This window comes from Plantactinospora sp. BB1 (assembly GCF_003030385.1).
Taxonomy (GTDB): domain Bacteria; phylum Actinomycetota; class Actinomycetes; order Mycobacteriales; family Micromonosporaceae; genus Plantactinospora.
Genome location: NZ_CP028159.1, coordinates 1,337,664 through 1,362,543 on the forward strand (window position 1 = coordinate 1,337,664; position 24,880 = coordinate 1,362,543).

The following is a 24,880-nucleotide window of genomic DNA, read 5'->3' on the forward strand; positions in this document are numbered from 1 at the left end:
GGCTTCCAATCCCGTGACCGGGGCGTCAGTCCAACACCACGCCGTCGTCGGGTACGCCCAGGTCCTGGATCCGGTAGTCGATCCCGTGCAGCGGCAGGTTCCGGACGAAGAAGACCCGCGACGGCAGCCCGCTGGACCGCCGGGCCCCCTGGGTGATCCCGGTACCGGTGAAGCAGAGCCAACTGATCCCCAGTACCTCCCGGATGAAGTAGTCCGGACCCCACGGGGTGTACCGGCGCTCCCGGGTGGTGCAGCTCGAATACCACGCCTGCTGGTCGTCGGAGTAGTAGTTGCGGGGCGGCAGCCCGAGCAGGGTGCGTTCCTCGTCGGTCGCCTCGAAGCACCCCGCCCGGGTCGGGTCGGAGAGGATCCGGAACGCCGCCTTCCAGGTCGCCGGCAGCAGGTCCATCTTGCGGCGGTTCAGCTCGCCCAACTCGATGGTGAGGGCCAACCAGGGACCGTTGGAGTTGTCGACCTGCTCGAAGGCGTCCCCGATCCAGAGGTTGGAGAGGATCTCGCGCAGGGTACGGTGCCGCTGCTCCTCGTAGTCGCCGACGAAGACGTACTTGCGGGTCTCCAGGCCGAGTCGTCCGGCCGGATCGAAGCCGTCCCGGGGTACCAGCCGGACGGCCCGCTCGACCGTCGTCCGCTCCTGGTAGCGGCGGAGCAGTTCGTCGGGCGGCAGCGCCAACCGATGCCGCAGGGTGCTGCGGAGCCGCTCGGCGACCTGCCGCAGGCCACCGGTGGCGGTGACCGGGACGGCCTGCTCGAACGGCATCCCGTGGGGCAGGTCTGCGGCTGTCGCCGTCTCGTCCAGCAGGATCGGCACGACCAGGTGCCGGCCGTCCTCCGCGTGCGACGGTTCGACCGCTCCGGCCGGCCCCGCCCACTGTTGGTAGGCGCCGTCGGTGCCGCCCCGGACCAGTAGCAGGGTGACCGCCGCCCGGCGCCGCCCGGCGGGGAGCCGACCGTCCCGGTCAGCGCCGGTGGCGCCCAGCGACGGGTCGCCGGGGGGCAGGCTGCGGTGGTCGAGAAGGACCCGGAAGGGCGGACTGAGCAGGTCGTACAGTTCCTCCGCGGCGGCGCGGTCCGCAGGCGCGTACGCGATGAAGAAGTCCCAACGGTCCTCTTGGGTCATTCCCCTGCTCCCTCTCCTCGGCCTCGTCGCCGATCGGGATCGCACCGACGCCTCATCCAAGCAGTCCACCCGGCGTCCGTCGATGTGCACCACCGGCACGTTGGTCACCGGTCTGCCGACTTTCGCAGTCGGCCCGGAGCCGTTCGTCGGGATCGGTCCAGTACCCGGGCCGGTTCCGGCCGGTCGGCGGGGGTGGCGCGGTAGCCTGCTGACCGGGCGGCGGGATGTCGCCCCGCTGTGCCACACTCCGAGGCTGCCCCTGCACAGCAGGTGGCGATGACACCGGCCGCGCCACGCCGGAACCCCCAAAGAAACACGCCGGAACCCCCAAAGAAAAAGGAAACTGCCCATGCAGCTCGATGTGCTCCAGTCCCAGCGCCAGTTCCACATCCGGCAACGGATCCGGTTCATGGTGAACCAGTACGAGGTGCACGCGGTCAACCCGGACGGCTCCGAGGGTGAACTGCTGGCCTTCGCCCAGCAGAAGCGGCTCGCCTTCAAGGAGCAGGTGACGCTCTACGCGGACGACAGCAAGCAGCAGCCGGTGCTCGGCTTCAAGGCCCGTCAGGTGATGGACCTCGGCGCGACGTACGACGTGACCGACGCCGCCGGTACTCCGATCGGCCTGTTCCGCAAGGACTTCAAGTCGTCGCTGCTGCGCTCCACCTGGCATGTCGAGCAGCCCGGTCTCGGACAGGCCACCGGTCAGGAGCGCAGCCTGCCGGTCGCGCTGCTGCGCCGGTTCGTCGACTCGCTCTCCTGGCTCCCCTACCACTTCGACTTCACCATCGGCGGCCAGCCCGCCTTCTCGGTGGTGAAGAAGTGGGGCCTGCGCGACCGGTACGTGGTCGAGGTCCACCTGCCGCAGCTCGACCGCCGGCTGGTCATCGCGATGGCGGTCGGCCTGGACGCGTTGCAGAGCCGCTGACCGGGGCGCCGACCGGGCAGGAGCGCCGGTGGGGCCGGCGTCGACGTACCGGCCCCACCGGAACACGGCCCGACCCCGGGGCGGGTCGGCGCCAGCCGGGACCGTCGCCGGCTGCCGGACCGGATCGCGGGAAACTCCGACCGGAATTGCTGGACGCTCGGATCGGCCCTGGTCAGCGACGTACGGGCGGCGGGTCGGCCTCCGGCACCGGGTCGGAACGGCACCGCCGGACGGGTACCCGGCTGGCGCGGTACCCCGTGCAGGGGGCAGCATGGCTGGCGTGTCTCAGCCTCCACAACTTGCCGCCGTGCAGGGCCGCGCCCGGGCGCTCCGCGACGGCGGTGACGATCCGGGTGCCCGACGGCTGCTCGCACAGGCACTCGACGCGGCCCGGCCGGCGTACGGCAAGGACCATCCGGAGGTGCTCGGCACCGTCGGGCTGCTGGCACGGTGGCACCGCGAGGCAGACGACCCGGCGGCGGCGCGGCGGCTGCTCGAAGAGGCGATCGTCGACGGTCAGCGCCGGTGGGGTGACGCCGATCCGCTGATGCTGTCGCTCACCTTCGAACTCGGCGCCGTCGCCGAGGAGTTGGGCAACCGGCACGAGGCGCGGCGCAACTTCGGCCGGATCGCCTCGCTGGGGCCGGGTGTGCTCGGGGAGGACCACTGGCAGGTCCGGGCCGCCCGGGACTACCTCGGCGAGCCGCCCGGCGGCGCCGCACCGGATCAGGTCGGGCCGCTCTCGGCACCGCCGGCACCGCCCGCACCGCTCTCGGCACCGCCCGCACCACTGTCGGCACCACCGGCACCACTGTCGGCACCACCGGCACCGCTGTCGGCACCACCGGCCGGGCCGCCGCTGGTCTCGGCGCCACCCGCCGCGCCGCTCTCCGCACCGCCGGCCCGACCGGCCGGGGACGGGCTGTTCCGCTCGGCCGCCACCGCACCGGGATACCTGCCGGCCACCGAGCCGGTACCGGCCCGTCCGGCGGAGGCGCAGACCTCGCCGTACGCCCCGGGCGCCGCCGAGCAGGCGTCGTCGACGTACCCGCCGTACTCGGCGCAGTCGGTCGCGCAGCTCGAGTCGTACCCGGTGATCGCACCGACCCCGACCCCCGTGGCGCCGGCGCCGGCCCCCGAGCCGAGCCGGGGCCGCGGCTCGACGGTGGCCGCCGCGGTCGCCGCCGCCGCGGCGGTGGTCGCCGCGATCGTGGTGGTGGTCGCGGTGCTGGTGGACAAGAGCGGGTCGACGGAGCAGGGGCCGACCGACGAGCGCGGTGAGCCGGTCGTCGCCGGTGAGCCGCCGACCGACGTGAAGCTGGTCGACGAGGGCTCGGCGATCACCATCAGCTGGACCGATCCGAGCGGCGGGACGGTGCCGTTCGTCGTCGCGGGCGGCCGGGCGGGCCAGCCGACCAAGCCGATGACTACGGTCGGTGCCGGCGAGACCACGTTCAAGGTGAACGCGTTGAACTCCAAGCTCGATTACTGCTTCTCGGTGCTCGCCGTCTATTCGACCAACGAATTCGCCCCGTCGGATCTTGTCTGTACGAAGCGGGACGGCGCCGGGGCGACACCACGCTGATCACAATTCGACAACCGTTTCCACCGCACTGACCTGCGGAAACGGTGATGGGCACCGGAGCTTATCCACAATTCACGCCCCGTCTGTCCACAACGGCACGTTGCGGGTACCCGCAGCCAAAGCCTCGGGCCCTATGATGGCACGCGGTTTCGGGAAAGATTCGCTGACGACGGCGGTCGGACACGACCGCCCACGGGTGGGGAGGCGGCCGGCTGTGGTCACCACAGGCAACGGCTTGACAGGCAGTGACGGGATCGGCGGGGTCGACCCCGCCGGTGTGGCGCCGGACGCGCCGCCGGCCCGTCGCCGGTCCCGGCTCCGGGGTGGACTGGTCACCATCGCCACCGTGGCGGCGCTGGCCGCCGCGATGGGTCTGACCGTGCTCGGCCTCGGCGCTGCCGACAACGCCGTGGCCAGCTACGACGCCAGTTCCTGGCTGTGGAGCATGACCAAGAGTGAGATGGCCCGGGTCAACGGGGTGACCGGTCGGGTCGACACCCGGGTGCAGATCCCGCAGGGCCGCAACCACGAGATGCAGGTCGTGCAGACCGACCGGCTGCTGATCCTGCGCGACCTGAACACCGGCCAGATCAGCTCGCTCGACCTCGCCACGCTACAGATCATGGCGACCACCAAGACGACCGCAGGGATCGGGGTCAACGTGGCCCTGCACGAGGACGCGGCGTTCGTCGTCGACGCCGTGCAGGGAATCGTGCGCCAGCTCGACCCCCGGACGCTGACCCCGGTGGGCGAGCAGATCAACTATCCGCCGGGCATCACCGGTGGCCAGTTCGACGGGACGGGGCGGCTCTGGGTCGCCGTGCCGAGCGAGGGAACCGTCTCCGCCATCACCGCCGCCAAACTTCCGGAGTCCGACAGCGGCGGCGCGGGCGGCAGCGTCAACCCGGAGCAGATCTTCAGCGAGGCGGTCGCCGACCCGAGCCACGACCTCAAGCTCTCCACCCTGGACGACGGCGTGGCGGTGCTGGACCGGACCACCAGCACGCTCACCACGCTGCGCGGCAAGGACAAGCGCCCGATCAAACTGCCGCTCACCGGCCCGGGTGACCTGCCGCCGCGGACCACCGGCCTCCGGGTGCCGGTGACCGTGCTCGACGACCGCAACATCGTGGTCGCCGACAACGGCGCCGTCGGGCAGCAGTTCAGGGTGCCCGGCGCCGGCACCAAGCTCAACCCCGCCGTCGCCTGGGCGGACCGGTTCTACTGCGCCGACGACGACACCGGGACGGTCTACTCCTTCGACGCCACCGGAAAGCTGCTGGAGAAGATCGAGATTCCGGGTGCCAACGGCCCGCTGGAGCTGGAGGTCCGGGAGAACCACCTCTTCATCAACGCGCCGAACTCGGCCGTCGCCCGGGTCATCGACGACCAGCACCGGGTCAAGGACGTCAACAAGTACGCCAACGACATCCTCGGTGGGGATCCGCCGCCGAACCCGCCGCCGCCTCCGCCGCCGCCGAAGCCGGTGATCAGCAAGCCGAGCGCCCCGAAGTCGGTGACCGCCGCCGCCGGCAACGCCCAGGCCCGGGTGAGCTGGCGACCGGCCGCCGCCAACGGTGCCGCCATCACCCGCTACGTGGTGCAGGGCGCCGGCCGGACCTTCGAGGTGGGCGCCAACCAGCGCTCGCTGGAGGTGACCGGCCTGACCAACGGCGAGACCTACCAGTTCGCGGTGCACGCGGTGAACGCCAAGGGCGCCGGACCGGCGAAGAAGAGCAACCCGGTCGTGCCGACCTCCGAGGTGCCGGATCCGCCGGCCAGCGTCACCGCCGAGGAACGCCCGGACGGCACCGTGCTGGTCAGGTGGGCGGCCGCCAACGGCCAGGGCTACAAAATCAAGAAGTACGCCGTGACCGCGATCTCGGCCGGCGCCAACGCACCCGTCGGCGAGTCGACCAAGACCGAGCTGGTGATCCCGGCCGGCGAACTCGACTACGGCAACCAGTACGCCTTCACCGTCGTATCGATCAACGAGAAGGGCGCCGGTTCGGCCGCCTCGCCGGCCAGCAACAGCGTCGTACCGTTCAGCACCCCGGCGGCGCCGGTCAACCTCCAGGCGAAGACGGTCGCCGGCTCGCGCGGCACCGTCTCGATGACCTGGAGCCCGCCGGCCGACAACGGCCGCCCGATCACGAAATACGTGGTCGAGGCGGGCGGCAAGAAGAGCGAGGTGACCGACACCCAGGCCACCGTGGGAGAACTGGGTGACGGGGCGAACGTCACCGTCCGGGTGCAGGCGGTCAACGAGGCCGGGGCCGGCGCCGCCGCCACCGACACCGCCAGGACGGTCGCGGCGCCCCGGGTCACCATCACCGGCACCAGCGCGGACGCCACCTCGGTCACGGTCAACTTCACCGTGGACGACGGCGGCGGCCAGGCGGCCTGCTCGGTGACCCCGGCCGGGCGGGCCAAGGTCAACGGCAACTGCTCCAGCATCCGGGTCACCGGGCTGACCCCGGGGACCGACTACAGCTTCACGGTGACCGCGACCAACGCGGCCGGCCCCGGCACCGACAAGGTCGACAAGGCGACCGCCGCCGTCTACGGCATCGCCACCTGCAAGAACGGCTCCTCCGGCGAGCAGCGGACGTACTGCAACTCCGACGGTCCGGGCCGCAACGGCAACGAGATCTTCTCGGTGACCCAGCAGGACGACGACCGCCAGGTCGGCTGGGCGAAGCCGGGCACCCGAATCAAGGCGCTCTGCAAGAAGTCCGGTGAGGAGGTCTACGCCTACGTCTACAACGACGACAAGCGCAGCACCTGGTGGGTCCGGATCGAGTGGAACGGCGGTAAGCCGTACATCCCGTTCGCCTGGCTCAACCTCGAAGGGGGCGACAATATCAACGTCCTGCCGACCTGCTGACCGAGTCGCCCGGTAACAGGGAGCACCTCCGGTAACAAGGAGCACCACGACCGTGAACAACCACGAGCCGCTTACCCCGCACCACGTGCAGGGCTTCGCCAACCTGGCCGCCCGGATAGCCGACAACATCAGCTCGGTGGTGCTGGGTAAGCCGCACGTGGTCCGGCTGGCGCTCACCGCGCTCTTCGCCCAGGGGCACGTCCTGCTGGAGGACGTGCCCGGGGTGGGCAAGACCACCCTGGCCCGGGCGATCGCGGCGACCGTGCACGGCCAGTGGCGGCGCATCCAGTTCACCCCGGACCTGCTCCCCGCCGACGTCTCCGGGGTGACCATCTTCAACCAGGCGAGCCGGGGCTTCGAGTTCCACCCCGGCCCGGTCTTCGCCAACATCGTCATCGCCGACGAGATCAACCGGGCCTCCCCGAAGACCCAGTCGGCGCTGCTGGAGGTGATGGAGGAGCGCAACGTCACCGTGGACGGCGTTCGGCACCCGGTCCCCCGGCCGTTCCTGGTGGTCGCCACCCAGAACCCGGTCGAGATGGACGGCACCTACCGGCTGCCCGAGGCACAGCTCGACCGGTTCCTGGTGAAACTCTCCGTCGGCTATCCCGACGAGGCCGTCGAGATCGAGGTGCTCCGGGGCGCCCCGATGCGCTCCCCGGAGGCGCTGGAGCCGGTCACCGACACCGCCACCGTCGGGGAGATGGTCCGGATGGCCCAGCGGGTGCACATCGCCGACCCGCTCTACGCGTACGCGGTCAGGCTGGCCGCGGCGACCCGCAACCACCCGCAGGTCCGGGTCGGGGTCAGCCCCCGGGGCGTGATCGCGCTGACCCGGGCGGCCTGCGCGTACGCCCTGATCGACGGGCGCGGCTGGATCCTCCCCGAGGACCTCAAGACCCTCGTCGAGCCGGTCTTCGCGCACCGGATCCTGCTCTCCCCCGACGCCCAGGTCCGGGGCGTCACCGCGACCGAGGTGCTGCGCGAGGCGATCGCGTCGGTGCCGGTGCCGCTCCCCTCGGGGCAGCTCGCCTCGGCCGGCACCTGATCCCGGCGCCATGACGGTCACCTCGCGCGGCATCGGCCTCCTCGTCGGCGCCGCCATCCTCCTCGTCGCCGGTTTCCGGTTCGGCTATCCCGAACTCGCCCTGCTCGGCACCACCGCCGCCATCGCGGTCGGCTGCGCCGCCGGCAACGCCAGCTGGCGGCCCCGGCTCGACGTCACCCGGGTCGCCGACCCGGACCGGGTGGGCCGGGGCGAGCCGGCCACCATGACCCTGACGGTGCGCAACAGCGCCCGGCTCCGCTCGGCCAACCTGATCGCCGAGGACCGCTGCGGCAACCGGGCGGTGCCGGTGCCGCTGCTCCGGCTGCGTCCCGGCCGGGACACCACGGTCAGCTATCCGGTTCCGACCACCCGGCGCGGGGTGATCGCCGTCGGTCCGCTGCGGGTCACCGGGCGGGACGCGCTCGGGCTGATCACCGTCGCCCGCTCGCACGGCGAGACCGCCCAGGTCTGGGTGCATCCCCGGATCCACCCGCTGGCGGCGGTGCCGGCCGGGATCGCCCGGAGCATGGACGGGCGGATCGACAAGGTACCGCAGGGGTCGATCACCTTCGACTCGCTCCGGGAGTACGTCGTCGGCGACGAACTGCGCCGGGTGCACTGGCGGAGCAGCGCCAAGGTCGGCGAGTTGATGGTCAAGGAGCAGCTGGACACCAGCCTGCCCCGGATCGTCGTACTGCTGGACAACCGGGCCGGTGCCCATCCGGAGCGGGTCGACGGGATCGCCGAGACCTTCGAGTCGGCCTGCGAGGCGGCCGCCTCGGTGGTGGTCGCCGCCCGCCGGGAGGACCTGCCGGTGACGCTGCTGCTGGTGGCCGACTCCGACGGCTCCGGGGAGTTCCTGGACCGGCTCGCCGCCGCCGACCTGGTGCCGGGGCCGCAGGGCACCGAGGGCGACCCGCTGCGCACCACGACGCTGCGGCTGCGGCAGGAGAAGCTCGGCGACACCCTGGTCTTCCTCACCGGTCCGGGCGCCGCCGCCGACCTCGGCTACGTCGGCGCGCTCCGCCCCGCGTACCCGTCGGTGGTGGCCGGGGTGTTCGGAGCCGGCGGGCAGATCCCGGCAGGCAGCGCCGGACTGGTCGTGATCGACGCGGCCGACGGGGCGGAGTTCGCGGCCGAGTGGGACGGGGTCCGCCGGTGGTGAAGTTCCTCCGGACGCTGCCGGTGCCGCTGGCCCTGGTGGCGATGATCGGCCTGGCCGGTGCCGTCCTCGGCGGGGTGTACGCCGATTCGCTGCTCAGCCGGCTCGTCCTCGGCGCGGCGGTCGGCTCGGTCGGGGTCAGCCTGGCCGCCCGCCGCCTGCCGTCCTGGCTGGTCGCCCCGCTCTCGGTGCTGGTCCTGCTCGGCTACACCGCGGCCGTGCTCCGGTTCACCGCGCAGCGGGCCGACCTGCCCGGCTCGCTCGGCGAGGTGGCGGCCGATGCCGCCCGCAACGGCATCCCCCGGCTGCTCACCGCGCTGATCCCGGTCGAGCCGGTGCCGGACACCGTGATCGTGCCGCTGGTCGCGGCCTGGCTGGCCGGGCTGGCCGGTGCCGAGGTCGGGATCCGGGCCGACCGGGTGCTGCTCGGCCTGACCGCCCCCGCCGCCCTCTACGCGGGCGCGCTCTACGTCGTCGGCCCGAACGCCGATCCGACGCCGTGGCTGACGGTCGCGTTCGCCGCCGCCGGTGCGGTGGCGCTGGCCACCGGTGGACGGCCGACTCCGCCGGAACAGGGCCGCGTCCCCGACCCGGCCGGCGAGCTGAACCCGGGGGTCCGGGCCGCGCTGCGGGCCCGCACCCTGGCCAGTACCGCACTGGGCCTGGTGCTGGTGCTCGGCCTCGCCGTACTGGTGGCGCCACTGGTGGCCCGGCAGGTCGGCGCCACCCCGGTCGACCCGCGCCGCTACGTGCAACCGCCCCAGGTGGACAGTCTCGACGAGAATCCCCTGATCCGGATCTCCGGCTGGGCGCTGAACCCCGACCAGAAGCTGCTCGACGTGGCGACCGTGGGAGCGGATGGGCCGCCGGCCGCCGGACAGCCGACCGGCACCGCCGGGCCGACCCCGGGGGGCGACGGCGCTGAGCCGGCCGTCGAGGAGGAGGAAGCTCCGTCGACCAGCCGGCGCATCCGACTCGCCGTACTCGGCGACTACGACGGGGTGACCTGGCGGGTCGGCGCGACGTACCGGAACGCCGGTCGGGTGCTACCCGAGCCGGAACCGCTGCCCGACGCCCGGGTGCGGCAGGTGGTGCAGCAGATCACCATCGACAGCCTGACCGGAAAGCTGCTGCCGGCGGTCGCCACCCCGCGAGAGGTGACCGGCGCCCGGGTGGCGTACGACCAGGAGAGCGGGACGCTGATCCGGCCGGAGGGGCTGACGACGGGCCTGACCTACTCGGTCACCTCCCGGCAGGAGAGCCCCGACTACAGCCTGCTGCCCTCGGCGAGCGTACCGGCCGGCGACGCGGTGGCCCGGTTCCTCAGGGTCGAGCCGGGCGCACCGGAGCAGATGCAGCAGCTCGCCGCCCAGCTCGCCGAGGAGAACGGTGCGCCGTTCGCCCGGGCCGACGCGATCGAGACGTTTCTTGCCGAGCACTACCGGGTGGTCGCCGACGCGCCCAGCGGGCACGCCTATCCGAACCTCAACTTCTTCCTCTTCGGCCCCAGCAACGGTGGCGGGCAGCGGGGCACCTCGGAGCAGTTCGCCGCCGCGTTCGCCGTACTCGGCCGGATGACCGGGCTGCCCACCCGGGTGGTGGTCGGCTTCCAGTCGCCGGCCGGCACCGGGCCGGTACGCGGCGCGGACGCGCTCGCCTGGCCCGAGGTGCTCTTCGAGGGGCTCGGCTGGGTGGCGTTCGACCCGCTGCCGAAGCCGAACACCCGGCCCAAGCCGGTCGAGCAGGACTTCAAGCCGGAGCCGGAGGATCCGACCCCGCCGCCGGACGAGGCGTCGCAGAGCGCGGCGGCCACGCCGAGCGGCACCCCGGACCCGCAGGCCGGCCCGGGCCGGGGCGGCGGCCTCGGCACCCCCGTCCTGGTCGGCGGCGGTGCCGGCGGGCTGCTGCTCCTGCTCGCCGGGCTGGCCACCCTGATCGTCGGCCTGCGTCGGGGCCTGCGTCGGCGCCGGCTCGCCGAGGGGCCGCCCGCACAGCGGATCGCCGGAGCCTGGCGGGAGGTGACCGACGCGCTGCGCCTGGCCGGGCGACCGGCGCCGGAGCACCTGGCGGCGACCGAGGTCGCCGAGCACGCCCGGTCCAGCCTGCCCGACGCGACGAAGCCGGGGCCGGAGCCAGGCCCGGGACCGGCCCCCGGCGGCGGACCGGAGCAGCCGGGCCGACCGGGTCCGCTCCGCCCGGCGACACCGCCGGTCGACGACCTGGCCGCGCTGGTCAACCTGGCCGCGTTCGCGCCCGGCAACGCCACCGACGAGCAGGCCCGCCGGGCCGGTGAGCTGGCGGTGGCGTACGCGGCCGAACTCCGCGCCGGCCGGCCGTGGTGGCGCCGGGTGCTCTGGTCGCTGCACCCCGGCCCGCTGCGCTGGCGTCGCTGAGCAGCCTCCGGCAACGCGGTCGGGCCGAGCACACCCGGTGTCGGCCGGCGACCAGGCTCCGCTCAGGCCGGGACAGGGTCGCCGGACCGAGCTGAGCGATCAGCGCTCCGGGTCAGGCCAGGGGCAGGGTCGCCGGGCCGAGCTGAGCGATCAGCGATGCGGGTCAGGCCGGGGGCAGGGTCGCCGGACCGAGCTGGGCGATCAGCGCTCCGGGTCAGGCCGGGGGCCCGGTCGCCGGACCGAGCTGGGCGATCAGCGTGGTCAGCGCGGCGGCGCCGCCGGCCGTCACCTCCGGGGTGGGCAGCAGGGCCAGCACCGGAACGTCCACTCCGGCCGCTGCGTACCGCTCGCCCGGCACACCTCCGGGCTGCCGTGCACGACCAGCGCGTCGACCAGCTCGTCCGGGACCAGTTCGGCGGCACCCCGACGGTCACCGGCCGCCCAGGCCCGCCACATCGGAGCGAGCACCGACTCCCGGCCGAGCCAGCGGTGGAACTCCGCGTACGCCGGGACGGTCAGGTAGGTGGCGATCAGCCGGCGGGCGGAGGCCCGGACGTACCCGGCGTCCTCGGTCGGACAGACGAAGATCCGGGCCGCCACCTCGAAGCCGGGGCGGCGCTCCCCCAACGCGGCGAGCACCTTCGGCACGTCGTCGTCGGCCAGCCAGTTCAGGATCGTCCCGTCCGCCTCGGCGCCGGCCAGCCGGAGCATCCGGGGCCGCAGCGCCGCCAGCAGGATCGGCGGCGGTACGGCCGGCGGCCGCTCCAACCGGAACCGCCGTACGGTGAAGGTGTCGTAGACCTCGTCGACGGTCTCGCCCCGCAGCGCCGCCCGCAGGAAACGCAGTACGTCGCGGCTGCGCCGGTACGGGTCCGCGAACCGTGTCGCGTTCCAGTCCTGCACCAGCACCGGTGACGACGCGCCGATCCCGAGCGAGAACCGCCCGGGGGCGGCCTCGGCCAGTGCCGCCGCGCTCATCGCCAGCAGCCCGGGTCCCCGGGTGAAGACCGGGGCGACGGCGGTGCCCAGCCGCAGCGACGGCTGCCAGGCGGCGGCGAGCGCCAGCGGGGTGAAGGCGTCGCTGCCGGCCACCTCGGCGGACCACAGGTCGGTGAAACCCGCCTCGGCGAGCGCGGCGTAGATCGCGTCGTGCCCGTCGAGCGGTACGCCGCCCAGCGGCACGGTCATTCCCCAGCGTGTGGTCATCGGTAGATGGTGCCCGCTCCCCCAGGCCCGGGCAACAGAACGGGCCCGTTCTTGTAGCCTCTGCCGGGTGACCTTCTCCATCGTGGCGCGCTCCGACGACGGCCGGCTGCACGGTGTCGCGGTAGCGAGCAAGTTCCTCGCCGTCGGCGCGGTGGTGCCGGCCGCCGAGGCCGAGGTGGGTGCCCTGGCCACCCAGGCGTACGCCAACCTGGCCTACCGGCCGCAGGGGCTGGCGTTCCTGCGTACCGGTCTGGCGGCGGCCGACGCGCTGGCCGGGCTGGTCGCCGCCGACTCCGGCCGTCCGCAGCGGCAGCTCGGGATCGTCGACGCCGACGGTACGGCCGCCACCTACACCGGCGTCGGCTGCCACGACTGGGCCGGTGGGCAGGCCGGTGCCGGTTGGGCGGTGCAGGGCAACATCCTGGTCGGGCCGCAGGTCGTCGACGAGATGCGGGACGCCTGGCTGGGCGGCGCCGACCGGCGCTTCCCGGACCGGCTGCTCGGCGCGCTCCGGGCCGGCGACCTGGCCGGCGGTGACCGGCGCGGCCGGCAGAGCGCCGCGCTGCTGGTCGTCCGCCGCGGCGGCGGGTACGGCGGCGGCAGCGACGTCATGGTGGACCTGCGGGTGGACGACCACCCGGATCCGGTGGCCGAGCTGGCGCGGCTGCTGGACGTGCACCGGCTGCTCTTCGAGCGCCCCGATCCGGAGACGCTGCTCGACCTGACCGGTGACCTCGCCGACGAGGTGTCGCGGCTGCTCGCCGGGGTGGGCCATCCGGGCGACGGTGCGGCGCTGGAGGATCGGCTCGCCGCCTGGGCCGGCGTGGAGAACCTGGAGGAACGGATGGTGCCGGGCAAGATCGATCCGGTGGTCCTCGCCCACCTGCGCGCGCAGTCCTGACCGGGCCGGTCCCGGCAGGTCAACCGAAGGAGAGCCAGCGCACCCCGCGACGGTCGAGTTCGACCCGCTCCGCAGCGGTCAGCGGCCGCCGGCCGGTGGCCTTGGCGACCAGGGTCAGCCGGTCCCAGTGGTGCTCCTCGGCGAGGCCGGCTGCCGCCGGGCCGGCCGCCCGGACCAGCAGCTCGGCGATCAGCTCGCCGGCCGGTTCGGTCAGCCACGGCTCCCGGTCCAGGGCGGCGGCCAGGTCGAGCCCGTGCACCCCCAGCTCGACCACCCGGGTCACCAGGAACTCCTCCAGGGTCATCGGGTCGCCGTGCCGGGTCCGGACGAGCCGGCCGGGCGGCGCGGCGAGGCTCACCGCGTACCCGGCCCGCCAGGTCCGGGCGAATTCCTCGGCGATGTCCCGGCCGGTGCCGGATCCGGCGCCGTGCTGGCGAGCCGTGTCGATCCGGGCCGCGTCGGTCGCGGGGGCGAACTTCGCCGGCCCGAAGTAGGCGGCGGCGTCGACCTCGGCACGTGGTGGTGCCGGCTCGGCCAGCATCCCGACCATGCGACCGGCCCCGATGCTCACGTGTGCGACCAGCTCCCGGACGTTCCACGGTGCACAGCGCGTCGGTCGGGCGAAGTCGGACTCGGTCAGCCCGGCCAGTACTCCGGCGAGCCGGGCGGCCTCGCCCCGGAACACCTCGACCACCCGCACGCCAACAGGTTAGTCGGCCGGTGCGGTGGCGCCCCGACCGGTGTGCCGGGGCACCACCCGGTGCAGGGTGACGAGTACCAGGGCTGTCACCAGGGCGGCCGTGCCGGCGATCCCGGCCGCGCTGCCGCCGTACGCGATCATGAGCTGGCGTCGGTCGAACTCGGGGATCGGCGTCGAGCGCACCCCGTCGGTCCAGCCGAGGGCGAGCGCGGCGACCAGCAGCAGGGCCAGGCCGACGACGGCGAGTACCGCGGTGACCCGCCGGTTGCCGTCGGCCGCCGAGACCTGCGCGGTCTCGCGCTGGGTCAGCAGCAGTACCAGGCTGGCCGCCGACGCCCAGGCGCCGACCACCAGCAGCGCGGCCACGGCGTCGCTGGGCCGGTGCCAGCCGGCGGACAGGGTGGCGACCCCGGCGGCGGCGGAGTAGCCGGCGCCGACCAGCGCGCCCCAGCCGCGGACCCGGGGCGGCAGCACCATGACCAGCGCGATGGCGACCGAGGCGGCGACGGCGGTGTGTCCGCTGGGCAGGCTGTTGCCGGCCGCCTCCCGGGCCTCGTCGACGTCGAAGTCGGGCCGCTCGATGAAGTACTTCAGGGCCTGGGTGGTGACGTTGGCGCCCACGATCAGCACGACCGTCACCACCGCCAGGGTGATCCGGACCCGGATCAGCGCGATGAAGCCGATGACCGCGGTGGCGACCAGCAGGGAGAGCAGGGAGACCGCGTTCAGCACGCCGCCGACGATGCCCTCGATCCGGTGTTGCCCGATCGAGTTGCCGGTCAGCGCGATCGTGTCCAGCAGTTGACCGTGTTCGGTGCCGACGGCGAACCGCCAGACCACGACGAACGCGAGTATCTGTAGTGCGGTCAACAGGATCAGCCAGGACGCTGTCAGGATGCCGCTTCGGCCACGCACGCCCGACACCGTATCGGACGCTCCCGGCATAGCCGACACCGCACTCGACCGGCGGGCGGCGAGGGGGCGGGAGAACAAGAAGCGGGAGGGGCCGCCACGGGGGAAGCGGCCCCTCCCACTGAGGCCAGGATACTCCGTCTTGCCGCACGGGGCACCCCGGACTGACTGGAAACTCAGTGCCTTTACCGGGCCGGGCCACGAAAATCTCCGCCACGACGCCGGCACGGACGACGTTGGTCCCGGGCTCGGACAGGCAAGGGCGGGCGGCACCCGCTGGTGCCGCCCGCCCTTGGGGCGGTGGTGGTCGCCCCTGTGCTGTCCGGAGTGGAACGGGAGTGGCGGGCCGGCCGGATCGCTGCGTTGGCCAATCCGGCCGGGCCCGCCACGGTTGGCCTGACCGTGGGAATCAGGCCCGTCTGGTGACCGGGATCAGCCGATCAGCCGGTCGTAGTCGTGCAGTGCCATGGCCACGTCGATCTGCGCCCAGAACCGGTGGTACGTGAACGTCGGCACCGGGCCGCCGTTCAGGTACGACTCCACCTTGGGCCAGTCCGGGTCGTCCTGGAGGAACGAGCGGATGCTCAGGAACGTGGAGTTCTGGTTGATCGGGTCGCCGTTCGGCATGGTGCCGGTGAAGCCCGGCGGGATGTAGAGACCCTGACCGGTGCTGGAGTTGTACTGGTCGTCGAAGCGGTTGTAGTCCGCCTTCGTCTCCGTCACCGCGACGCCCTTGTCGGTCTTGTGCTGGAGCACGGCGTCGAGCAGGGCCTTGGCGGTGTTCTTGGCCGCCGCGTGGTTGGCCTTGGCACCGTAGTAGATCAGCGTACGGGCGTAGGCACCCGCGACACCGACGTCCTGGGTGTGGTCGACCACCGAGACCCGCAGGTTGCTGTTGTTCACCGAGGTGGTGCCGGCGGTCCAGTTGCCACCGGGCTGACCGCTCCAGCTCAGCGTCGACGGGATCTGGTAGTTGGCACCGTTCACCGTGGTGTTGGCGATCGCCCAGTTCACCCACTTGTCGAGCAGCGCCTTGGCCCGGGCGTCACCACTCTCGTGGTAGTACTCCGCGACCCGCTCCATGCTCCACGCCTGGAAGCCGAACCACTGGTTCGACGGCGGGTCGTGGTAGACCGGCTTGACGTCGTACACCATGCCGTAGAAGGTCGGCACGCCGGCCGGGCGGGCGCTGTAGTCGCCGTTCCAGCTGTTGGTCGCGCCACCGGCGATGGCACCGTCGGCCGACTGGAGCCAGGTGTAGAAGTCGATCTGCCGGGTGAGGCTGGTGGCCCAGTCGGTCCGCGCGGTCGGCGACCGCGGGGTCAGCTCGGACACCGTGGAGAGGGCGTACGCGGCGAACGGGTTCTGGTAGCCGCCGTGGTTGTGGCTGGAACCGATCCGCCACGACCAGCTGCTGCTGCCACCCTGCGAGCCGCCCCAGGCGTAGTACCAGGAGAGCAGGTAGGCGGCGCTGTTCTTGCCGCTGCCGGCCGCGCAGGACGGCGAGGCGCACCCGGGCTGCTTGAAGTACTTGTCGTACATCGCGTAGCGCAGGTAGTCGCCCATCTTGGCGGCGTTCTGGATGGTGGCCGAGATCTGGCCCTGGGCGCCCTGCTCCTTGGCCCACTTCAGCGCCCAGTACGCGGCCTGGACGGCGCGCGCGTCGGCGTCGGGAGCGTTGGTGTAGCGCCACTGCTGGGCGTAGGACGAGTCACCGATGAAGATCGGCAGGTAGCCGTTCGGGCCGCCGTGCTTGAACGTCTCGCAGGAGGGGTGCGGCACGGTCTCGAAGACCGACTCCTGCGGGCCGCGCTGGTAGGTGTTGATGTACGCCGGCTTGGTGGTGCCGTCGCCGCACTTGCCGAAGCCGTAGACGTTGTCCACGTCGAGCAGCCAGTGCATGCCGTAGACCCGGCCGCTGTTGTAGGTCGACTGGAGCTCGGCGGCGAGCGGGTCCTGACCGACCCGGACGCTGGAGTCGAGCTTGCCGCCCTGCTGCGGGTAGAGGTCCGGCCGGTTCGCCTCGGGGGCGTAGTCCGCCGGGTCGCTGGCGTTGTAGTTCGACTGGGTCTCGGACGGGATGATGTACCGGTCCATGACCTGCCAGGCGTTGTTGAACGGTCCCCACTCGCCGGTGGTCCGGCCGTACATGGCCTCCAGGAAGAGCCAGTAGCTGAACGCCTCGGAGGTGGTCTCGTGACCGTGGTCCGGGGCCTCGACCAGCAGCGTCTCCACGGAGTGGTACGGCACGCCCTCGGGGCTGAAGTAGCCGCTCGCCGGCGCCTTGATCTTGTTGTAGAGCTCCAGGAACTCCTCGCCGTACTCGCCGGCCGGTCCGCCGCCCTCGTCGTCGGTGACGGTCACCTGGGTGGTGCCGGGAGTGCGCCCGCTGGCGCTGGCGGTGATCGTCGCCGTGTCGTTGGTGTCGTCGGCGTCCTGGGCGGCGTTGACCGCCACGTTGACCCCGGTGTTCCAGTTCGACGGGGTGATCGTCGCCGTGCTGGCGCCCAGCGTCACGTCCGCGTCGCCGGTCTTGGCCAGGTTGACGGTGACGTTGCTGGTCGGTGCGGCGCTGAGCCTGACGTTCAGGGCCGCGTTGCCGCCCTCGGGTACCGAGAGGGTCGCCGGGACGACCACGCTCGCCTGGCTGGTGCCGCCGACGGTGAAGGCCACCTCGTCGATGCCGCTCAGCCCGGCGCTGTCGTACGCGCGGGCCTGGGCGGTGTACGACCCGGCCGGCAGCGCGCTGTTGGTGTAGCTGTACGGCGCGCTGGTGTCGGTGCCGACCAGCAGGCCGTTGCGGTAGAACTCGACGCGCTCGACCGGTCCCTCGGCGTCGCTCGCGGTGGCCGAGACGGTGACGTCGGCCGGTGCGGTGAAGGTCGCGCCGTTGGCCGGGCTGCTGATGTCGACGGTCGGTGCGGTGTTCTGGGCGCCGTTGCAGGCGTTGCCGTTGATGGTGAACGCGGTGGGGCTGGCGTTGGTCCCCGAGTAGGTGCCGTTGAACCCGATGCTGGTCGAGGCACCGGTGGCCAGGTTGCCGTTCCAGGACACGTTCGTCGCGGTCACGTTCGCGCCGGACTGGGTCCAGTTCGCCGACCAGCCCTGGGTGATCCGCTGGTTGCCCGGGAAGGTGAACCCGAGGCTCCAGCTGGTCAACGGGTCGCCGACGTTCCGGATGGTGACGGACGCGCTGAATCCGGAGCCCCAGCTGTTGGCGGTGTAGGTGACGTCGCAGCCGGGGGCCGCGTAGGCGGTGCCGGGGACGACGGCCACACCTCCGACCACCAATATGCCGGCGGCGGCCATCGCCAGTCGGCGTCTTCCTAACCTCAACTTCATGTCGTGACTTCTCCTCGCGGACCGGGCCGCGGACTGCCGCGGCTTGGGCGCCTCCTGCGCGTGGTGCGGGGGCGATGCGCGTGGGTGGGTAGGCGCCGGAATGGTGGTGGTCAACCCGTCCCGGACCGGGGTCGGCGGACGCCGGAGGAGACGCCGGACGTGGCGGCTCCGAGCTGTGCAGGGGCGCCGTACCGAGAGACTCGGATGCCCTGGCGGCCCGTGATCGCGTCAGCTTGTGGCTCCCCTACCGCGATAGTTCGACAGTGTGGCATGGGAGCGCTCCCGCAGCAAGTGGAGCCGGCCCCGGCTGCACTGGGGACGTCCGAAGGGGCGCCCTGACCTGGGCATCGATGCGACCGAGGCAGCACAACGGAGTTTCCTCGACGTTGGCCGGATGTTTCGATCTTATTTTGGGTCTTTCACAAACCCGTGACGCGGGCTACAGTCCAACCAACGTCGATGGGAGCGCTTCCATTGATGATGATGTAAGTAGCTTGGATCGCACCACCACGGGGGTTGCGAGGACCCGGTCCGCCGGGTCGACCGCTCCCCGATGGGCGAGCTACGGCAATCGTACGTAGCCGCCGACCGCTCAGCCAGAGGGCTGAGGGCGGGCCAGCCCGGACTCCGCCGTCAGCCAGCTCACCACCGTCGGAAGGAGGTGGAACCAGAGCCACTCGCGTGGCCCGGCTCCCGCGCGGCACGCACGACCTGGACGCCAATTCCGTTCGTGCGTGTTTGTAACTCAAGCTGGGGACGGGGGTTGCCCTCCCCGTCCCCACACTAACCCCCCGCCAACGACGGGAAAATCGGTCATCGGTACAGCGTCTCGACGCGAACCGGTCGATCGGCTGCGTCATCGGCACCTCGGACGGCGACCGGCCTCGTCGCGACGCGACGAACGGTCGCCGTGGTCATGACGCACGTGGGGACGGGCAATGGACGAGGCCCAGACCCGCCATTGCCACCCGAACATCCCATACGCAATCGCTCGGTAGATCGCTACGCTCTTGTGTGGGAGCGCTCCCGGGCGTCGTGCGGAGGGCCCCACTCACGAGGAGACAGCATGTCCGTACTGACTCGGCGGCATCTGCTGCGCCGCGCCACGTTATCCGCCAGTGCCGTGCCCGCCGGCCCGCTGTCGACGAGCACGGCGGCAGCCGACGTCGCCGACGCGCCGCTGGCCGGCCGCGACGCCGACTCCGAGGCCGACGACGAGCGACGTACGGCACCGGAGACGCAGCTCGGACTCCGCTTTCCGGACGGCTTCGGGTGGGGCGCCGCCACCTCGGCATACCAGATCGAGGGCGCGGCCAAGGACGACGGACGGGGCGAGTCGGTCTGGGACACGTTCAGCCACACCCCGGGACGGGTCCGGGGCGGCGACACCGGCGACATCGCCGCCGACCACTACCACCGGTACGTCGAGGACCTGGACCTGATGAAGGATCTCGGGCTGCGGACGTACCGGTTCTCCATCTCCTGGCCACGGATCCAGGCCGACGGCACGGGCGCGCCCAACCAGCGCGGACTCGACTTCTACCGGCGCCTGGTCGACGGCCTGAACGACCGGGGCATCGCCCCGATGGCCACGCTCTTCCACTGGGACCTGCCGCAGTCGCTCCAGGACGTCGGCGGCTGGGAGTCCCGGGACGTCGCCTACCGCTTCGCCGACTACGCCGAGGCGATCTTCGAGGCGCTCGGTGCGAGCGTGCCGGTCTGGCTGACCATCAACGAGCCCAAGACCGTGGTGCAGAACGGCTACCTCCAGGGCCACCACGCCCCCGGCCTGCGCGAGCCGGACGCGGCCTACCTGGTCGCGCACCACCTGCAACTCGCGCACGGCCTGGCGGTACGCGCGCTGCGCGCCACCGGCAGCGACAGCCGGATCGGCCCCGCGCTCAACCTGCACCCCTGCTACCCGGCCGACGACACCGCCCCCGGTGCGCTTGAGGCGACCCGGCTCTACGACGGCTACGAGAACCGGCTCTACCTGGACTCCATCTTCAAGGGCGCCTACCCGGCCGACGTGCTGGCCGACCTCGGCCCGGAGAGCCGGATGGTCCGGGGCGTCCGGGACGGCGACCTGGCGATCATCTCCTCCCCGGTGGACCTGCTCGCGGTGCAGTACTACACGCCGATCTACGTCACCCCGGACGGCGGTACGGTCCGCAGGTGGCCGACCTCCGAGGCGGGTTGGCAGCAGATCTTCCCCGACGGGATGTACGACATCCTGACCCGGGTCACCCGCGACTACGGCGACGTGCCGCTCACCGTCACCGAGAACGGCCTGCCCACCCCGGACCGGCTCGACGGGGACGGCACGGTCGACGACGTCGGCCGGATCGCCTTCCTCCGCGAGCACCTGGCGGCCGCGCACCGGGCCATCTCCGACGGCGTGCCGCTGGAGAGCTACCACGTCTGGTCGCTGATGGACAACTTCGAGTGGAACGAGGGCTATGAACAGCGGTGGGGATTGATCTATATTGATTTCCCCACCCAACGCCGGGTCCCCAAGCGCAGCGCGCACTGGTACCGGAGGGTGATCGCCGACAACACCGTCTGACCCCGGGTCCGGAACGTCACCTCGGGTCGGCACCGCCGCCCGACCGTACCGCCGAGGGGGGTCGCATGGAATACCAGAGCACGACCAGGAGGCACGTCTCCGAGAGCGAACTCCGGTCGCTGGTCCGGCGCGGCTTCGGTGACCGGACCGGGATCACCGGGTGGCGGGAACTGACCGGCGGCACCTACAACGCGGCCTACGCCGTGACTCTCGGCGAGAGCACGGAACTGGTGCTCAAGGTCGCCCCGCCACCCGAGCTGAAGCTGCTCAGCCACGAGGTCGACCTGATGCGCACCGAGGTCGACTTCTACCGTCGGGCCGCCCGGGTGGTGACCGTCGTACCCGAGGTCGTCTACGCCGACTTCAACCGGGACCTGATCGGCACCGACTTCGTCTTCCTCAGCCGGGTGGCCGGCGCGGACCTGCACGGTACCCGGGACGAGCTGACCCCGGCGCAGCTCGCCGCCGTACGCGGTGAGATCGCCGCGCACGCGGCCCGGCTGCACACCGTCACCGGCCCGGCGTACGGCTATCCGCTGCGCGGCAGCCGGAGCTGGCAGCCGTCCTGGCGGGCCGCCTTCGGCGCGATGGTCGACGACATCCTCGCCGACGCCATCCGGCTGGGCACTGCGCTACCCGCCCCGGCGGACCGGATCGGCGACCTGCTGCGCCGGCACGCCGACGTCCTCGACGAGGTACGCCGACCCGCGCTGGTCCACTTCGACCTCTGGGACGGCAACGTCTTCGTCGCCGCCGATCCTGCCGGCACGGTCCGGGTGACCGGCCTGATCGACGGCGAACGGGCCTTCTTCGGCGACCCGCTGGCCGAACTGGTCTCGATGACGCTCTTCCGCGAACTGGACGACGAACCGGAGATCCTCGCGGGCTACGCCTCCGCCGGACACGACCGGCTCGAACTGACCACGACGGCCCGCCGCCGGCTCACGCTCTACACCATCTATCTCTATCTCATCATGTGCGTCGAGGGCGCCACCCGGGGCTGGGGCGGCCCGGAACGCGCCGAATACGAGCGATGGCTCGCGGGGTTGCTCGACGCGCAACTGGGTCGGCTGGACCAGGTCCGGCAGGCATGAGACGACGCCACACCGTCGCCCCGGCGACCGGACGCGGCCGGTCAGCGGGGCAGCGCCTGCTGGAGTTCGGCCCGCAGCGCCGGGGTCAGCATCTCACCGGCCGCCTTGGCCAGCTTCGCCATCTCGTAACCCACCACGCCGATGTCGGCGTCGTTGGCGGCGAGCGTGGCCAGGATGGAACCGTCCCGGATCTGCATGACCAGGAAGTAACCCCGACCCATCTCGACCACCGTCTGCTTGACGATGTCGCCGTCGAACATCTCCGCGGCCCCGGTGGTGATGCTGGACAATCCGGAGGTGACCGCGGCGAGCTTGTCCGCGTGGTCCCGGGGCAGGTGCTCGGAGACCGCCACCAGCAGTCCGTCGGCGGAGACGACGATGGCGTGCGCCACCCCGGGTACCCGCTCCGTGAACCCGCTCACCAGCCAGTTCAGATCCCGTGCCTCTTGACTGAGCGTGTTCAATACTTCTCCTCTTCGGTGCGCGCGCCGGCCGGCGCCATGGGTATCACCATCGTGTCTTCCGCCTCGGCCCGGCGGAGACCACCGTAGTACCGCGACAGCATCCCGCCCACCTGCTCCGGATCCGGCGCCTCACGCGGGGCCGGCGGCCGGGGCTGTGCGGGCTCCGCCTTCACCCGGAGCTGGGCCATCGGGACCCGGATCGGCAGCCCGTTGGCGTTGGTCCCGCCGGTAACCGGTACCGCCGGTGGGGCGTTCCCGGTGACCAGCGCCCCGCCCGGGGCAGCGCCGCCGGCAGCCGGGGCCGCCGCGCTCCCCTTGCCCTGCCGGGACCACCAGGTACTCGCCGGTGCGGAACCGGCACCGGCGGCCATCCCGAGCACGTCCTCGGCCCGGGTCGGTGTCTCCCGGCGCCCGGTCCGGCGCAGCGGGCCGCCGTCGGCGCCGCCCTCGGCCGGTCGGCCGGTCGACGGATGCGTGCCGTTCGGGCCGGCGATCGCACCCGCGACGATCTCCAGCATCCGCCGTCCCGAGCCACCCGCCGGTTCCGCCGCCGGGGCCGGGGCGAGCAGGTTCGCCGGCAGCCAGACCGCCGCCACCAGGCCACCCTGTCCGGTGGTCCGCAACCGCACCCGGACGCCCTGCCGGGCGGCCAGGTGGCTGACCACGAAGAGACCCATCCGCTCCGACGCGGCGACGTCCGCGGCCGGCGGTACCGCGAGCACCTGGTTGGCCCGCTCCAGCGCGGTCGGGCTCATCCCCAGCCCCTGGTCCACGATCTCCACCAGGACGCTGCCGTCCCGCTGCCCGGCGGCCTCGACCTGGACCACGGTGTCCGGGCGGGAGAAGGACGAGGCGTTCTCCAGCAGCTCGGCGAGCAGGTGCACCAGGTCGGCGACGGCGTGCCCGACGACGTACAGCTCGTCGGCGACGTGGTGCCGGATCCGCTGGTACTGCTCGATCTCGGCGACCGCCGCGAGCATCACCGTGGCGAGCAGCACCGGACGGTTCCACCGCCGGGTGGCCTCGCTGCCGGCGAGCACCAGCAGGCTGTCGTCGTTACGGCGCATGCGGGCGGCGAGATGGTCCAGCTTGAACAGGTTGTCGAGCTGGTCCGGGTCGCTCTCGTCCTGCTCCAGCTCGTCCAGCAGCTCCAACTGCCGCTCGACCAGTACCTGGCTGCGGCGGGCCAGGTTGACGAACATCGCGTTGACGTGTCGACGCATGACCGCCTGCTCCAGCGCCACGGTCACCGCGCTGCGGTGCACCGCGACGAACGCCTCGGCCACCTCGCCGATCTCGTCCATCGACCGGACGTCGGCCGGCGGTACCTCGAACTCGGCGGCGACCGGGTCGACCGTACGCAGCCGTTCCAGGGTCTCCGGCAGCTCGACCTGGGCCACCCGCAACGCCTGGCTGCGCAGCATCCGCAGCGACCGGGCGACGGAGCGACCGATCGCGATCGAGGTGAAGAGGGCGGCCAGCAGGACGCCCAGCACGCCGCCAGCGGTGAGCAGCGTGCGGCGCAACTGCTCGGCACTGCGGGCGTCGGCCAGCGCGACCGCGTCGTCGACCGCACCCGACTCGACCTGGCGGAGCAGTTCCTGCCGCTGCTGGCTGATCGTCCACCAGCGACCCGGTTCGAGCACGGCGGCGGTACGCCCACCGGCGGAGAAGGTCGTCTCCTCCATCCGGACCGCGGCGACGAAGTTCGGATCGGTCGACGCCTGGTCGTAGCGTTCGATCTGCCGGTCGGTGGCCGAGAGCCGGAAGCCGGCGAGGCCGGTGAGCTGCTGCGCCCGCAGGTCGGTCAGCGTCACCAGGTCGTTCTGGTCGTACCGGCCGGCCCGGGCCGCGGCGTAGAGCTGGCCCCGGATCCGGGAGTTGATCTCCTTGACCTGGGCGAACTCGACGTACCGCAGCACCGCGTCGGTGAGGTCGCCGCGATCCGTACCGGGCGACGGCTCGGCCAGCAGCACCAACAGCACCTCGATGGTCCGGTCGTACTCGGCGAGTACCGGGTCGGGGTTCGAGCCGGCCGCCGGCACCGAGGCCCGGACCTCCGGCAGCCGTTCGAGTGCGTTGTCGACCCGGTCGTAGGAGATCCGCCACGACGCCTCGCCCCGGGCCAGTGGCGACGCCGCCGTCCGGAACCGCTCGGCGGCACGGTCGGCGACCGGGTAGACCGACTCCAGCGCCGGCAGCGGGCGGCCGGGCTCGACCGGCGGCGCCGATCCGGTGTTCAGGGCCGCCAGCTCGCCCGCCGTCTGGTCGCGCTCGCGTTGCAACTCGTGCACCAGCGCGGTGATCTCGCGGCCGACCGTCACCTGGTCGGCGAACTCGTCGAGCAGGTCGGCCTGGCTGACCAGCGCGCTGGTCTGCGCCCCGGCGAGCACCAGGAACGCGACCGACGGGACCACGAGGACGGCGCCCAGCTTGGTACGCATCCGCCAGTCCCGTACCCGAAAGGGTGACCTGCGGCGATGTGGCACCACCCGGACGTCGAGACGGCGCCGGCGGTGACGCGAGACGGCGCCATGTGACGGGTCCGGGGCAA

General features: G+C 72.5%; 15 protein-coding genes and 1 pseudogene. 9 read left to right on the forward strand and 7 right to left on the reverse strand.

Annotated features, from left to right (window positions below; genetic code table 11):
- Nucleotides 1–25 precede the first annotated feature (25 nt).
- The gene (locus tag C6W10_RS05725; protein WP_107257138.1) at nt 26–1,138 is read right to left on the reverse strand and encodes a hypothetical protein; all 1,113 of its coding nucleotides are present in this window, start codon (nt 1,136–1,138) and stop codon (nt 26–28) included.
- 349 nt (nt 1,139–1,487) lie between these two features.
- Here C6W10_RS05725 and C6W10_RS05730 point away from each other — a divergent pair, with 349 nt between their 5' ends.
- The 6 genes from C6W10_RS05730 to C6W10_RS05755 all read left to right on the forward strand — a co-directional run bounded on the left by C6W10_RS05730 (nt 1,488) and on the right by C6W10_RS05755 (nt 11,141).
- Nucleotides 1,488–2,066, forward strand: a complete 579-nt coding sequence (locus C6W10_RS05730) for a hypothetical protein (protein ID WP_107257139.1) — start codon at nt 1,488–1,490, stop codon at nt 2,064–2,066.
- A gap of 280 nt (nt 2,067–2,346) precedes the next feature.
- A complete protein-coding gene (locus C6W10_RS05735; RefSeq protein ID WP_107257140.1) occupies nt 2,347–3,651 on the forward strand; it encodes a fibronectin type III domain-containing protein in 1,305 nt (434 codons plus the stop codon).
- 277 nt (nt 3,652–3,928) lie between these two features.
- The gene (locus C6W10_RS05740; protein ID WP_234361873.1) at nt 3,929–6,538 is read left to right on the forward strand and encodes a fibronectin type III domain-containing protein; all 2,610 of its coding nucleotides are present in this window, start codon (nt 3,929–3,931) and stop codon (nt 6,536–6,538) included.
- A 52-nt stretch (nt 6,539–6,590) separates the two neighbouring features.
- Nucleotides 6,591–7,586: a MoxR family ATPase gene (locus C6W10_RS05745; RefSeq protein ID WP_107257141.1), complete on the forward strand. Its 996-nt coding sequence runs from the start codon at nt 6,591–6,593 to the stop codon at nt 7,584–7,586.
- Between the two features lie 10 nt (nt 7,587–7,596).
- Nucleotides 7,597–8,751 carry a DUF58 domain-containing protein gene (locus tag C6W10_RS05750; RefSeq protein ID WP_107257142.1) on the forward strand — a complete coding sequence of 385 codons (1,155 nt, stop codon included), beginning with the start codon at nt 7,597–7,599 and terminating at the stop codon, nt 8,749–8,751.
- A 41-nt stretch (nt 8,752–8,792) separates the two neighbouring features.
- Nucleotides 8,793–11,141 (forward strand): transglutaminase domain-containing protein, encoded by a 2,349-nt coding sequence (locus C6W10_RS05755; protein WP_107263695.1) that lies wholly within the window; start codon nt 8,793–8,795, stop codon nt 11,139–11,141.
- Between the two features lie 214 nt (nt 11,142–11,355).
- Here the strand turns inward: C6W10_RS05755 and C6W10_RS05760 are convergent.
- Nucleotides 11,356–12,329, reverse strand: a pseudogene (locus tag C6W10_RS05760) (LLM class F420-dependent oxidoreductase).
- 85 nt (nt 12,330–12,414) lie between these two features.
- Between C6W10_RS05760 and C6W10_RS05765 the strand changes: the two are divergent.
- Nucleotides 12,415–13,248: a DUF1028 domain-containing protein gene (locus C6W10_RS05765; RefSeq protein WP_107257143.1), complete on the forward strand. Its 834-nt coding sequence runs from the start codon at nt 12,415–12,417 to the stop codon at nt 13,246–13,248.
- Between the two features lie 19 nt (nt 13,249–13,267).
- Here C6W10_RS05765 and C6W10_RS05770 read toward each other — a convergent pair whose 3' ends face one another.
- From C6W10_RS05770 to C6W10_RS05780, 3 genes are all read right to left on the reverse strand, one after another.
- A complete protein-coding gene (locus C6W10_RS05770) occupies nt 13,268–13,948 on the reverse strand; it encodes a maleylpyruvate isomerase N-terminal domain-containing protein (protein ID WP_107257144.1) in 681 nt (226 codons plus the stop codon).
- 9 nt (nt 13,949–13,957) lie between these two features.
- Complete coding sequence (locus C6W10_RS05775; protein ID WP_369931370.1) at nt 13,958–14,863, reverse strand: phosphatase PAP2 family protein; 906 nt, start codon at nt 14,861–14,863, stop codon at nt 13,958–13,960.
- Between the two features lie 429 nt (nt 14,864–15,292).
- Nucleotides 15,293–18,202: a glycoside hydrolase family 48 protein gene (locus C6W10_RS05780; RefSeq protein ID WP_107257146.1), complete on the reverse strand. Its 2,910-nt coding sequence runs from the start codon at nt 18,200–18,202 to the stop codon at nt 15,293–15,295.
- A 1,066-nt stretch (nt 18,203–19,268) separates the two neighbouring features.
- Here C6W10_RS05780 and C6W10_RS05785 point away from each other — a divergent pair.
- Together C6W10_RS05785 and C6W10_RS05790 are read left to right on the forward strand one after the other, a co-directional pair.
- Nucleotides 19,269–20,768 carry a GH1 family beta-glucosidase gene (locus C6W10_RS05785; protein ID WP_107257147.1) on the forward strand — a complete coding sequence of 500 codons (1,500 nt, stop codon included), beginning with the start codon at nt 19,269–19,271 and terminating at the stop codon, nt 20,766–20,768.
- Between the two features lie 65 nt (nt 20,769–20,833).
- The gene (locus C6W10_RS05790) at nt 20,834–21,862 is read left to right on the forward strand and encodes a phosphotransferase family protein (protein ID WP_107257148.1); all 1,029 of its coding nucleotides are present in this window, start codon (nt 20,834–20,836) and stop codon (nt 21,860–21,862) included.
- Nucleotides 21,863–21,903: 41 nt separating this feature from the next.
- On the opposite strand, the gene C6W10_RS05795 is transcribed toward C6W10_RS05790, so the two are convergent.
- Together C6W10_RS05795 and C6W10_RS05800 are read right to left on the reverse strand one after the other, a co-directional pair.
- On the reverse strand, nt 21,904–22,326 hold the full coding sequence (locus tag C6W10_RS05795) for a roadblock/LC7 domain-containing protein (protein ID WP_101365437.1): 423 nt from the start codon (nt 22,324–22,326) through the stop codon (nt 21,904–21,906).
- Nucleotides 22,323–24,770, reverse strand: coding sequence for a nitrate- and nitrite sensing domain-containing protein (locus C6W10_RS05800; RefSeq protein WP_234361635.1), 2,448 nt, complete (start codon nt 24,768–24,770; stop codon nt 22,323–22,325). The genes C6W10_RS05795 and C6W10_RS05800 overlap by 4 nt, the downstream gene beginning before the upstream one ends.
- Nucleotides 24,771–24,880 lie beyond the last annotated feature (110 nt).

Excerpts from the sequence above, each read along its gene's own strand:
- C6W10_RS05725 (WP_107257138.1), bottom strand. The coding sequence starts at position 1,138 with ATGACCCAAGAGGACCGTTGGGACTTCTTCATCGCGTACGCGCCTGCG.
- C6W10_RS05730 (WP_107257139.1), top strand. The coding sequence starts at position 1,488 with ATGCAGCTCGATGTGCTCCAGTCCCAGCGCCAGTTCCACATCCGGCAA.
- C6W10_RS05750 (WP_107257142.1), top strand. The coding sequence starts at position 7,597 with ATGACGGTCACCTCGCGCGGCATCGGCCTCCTCGTCGGCGCCGCCATC.
- C6W10_RS05755 (WP_107263695.1), top strand. The coding sequence starts at position 8,793 with ATGATCGGCCTGGCCGGTGCCGTCCTCGGCGGGGTGTACGCCGATTCG.
- C6W10_RS05780 (WP_107257146.1), bottom strand. The coding sequence starts at position 18,202 with ATGAAGTTGAGGTTAGGAAGACGCCGACTGGCGATGGCCGCCGCCGGC.
- C6W10_RS05785 (WP_107257147.1), top strand. The coding sequence starts at position 19,269 with ATGTCCGTACTGACTCGGCGGCATCTGCTGCGCCGCGCCACGTTATCC.
- C6W10_RS05790 (WP_107257148.1), top strand. The coding sequence starts at position 20,834 with ATGGAATACCAGAGCACGACCAGGAGGCACGTCTCCGAGAGCGAACTC.
- C6W10_RS05800 (WP_234361635.1), bottom strand. The coding sequence starts at position 24,770 with ATGCGTACCAAGCTGGGCGCCGTCCTCGTGGTCCCGTCGGTCGCGTTC.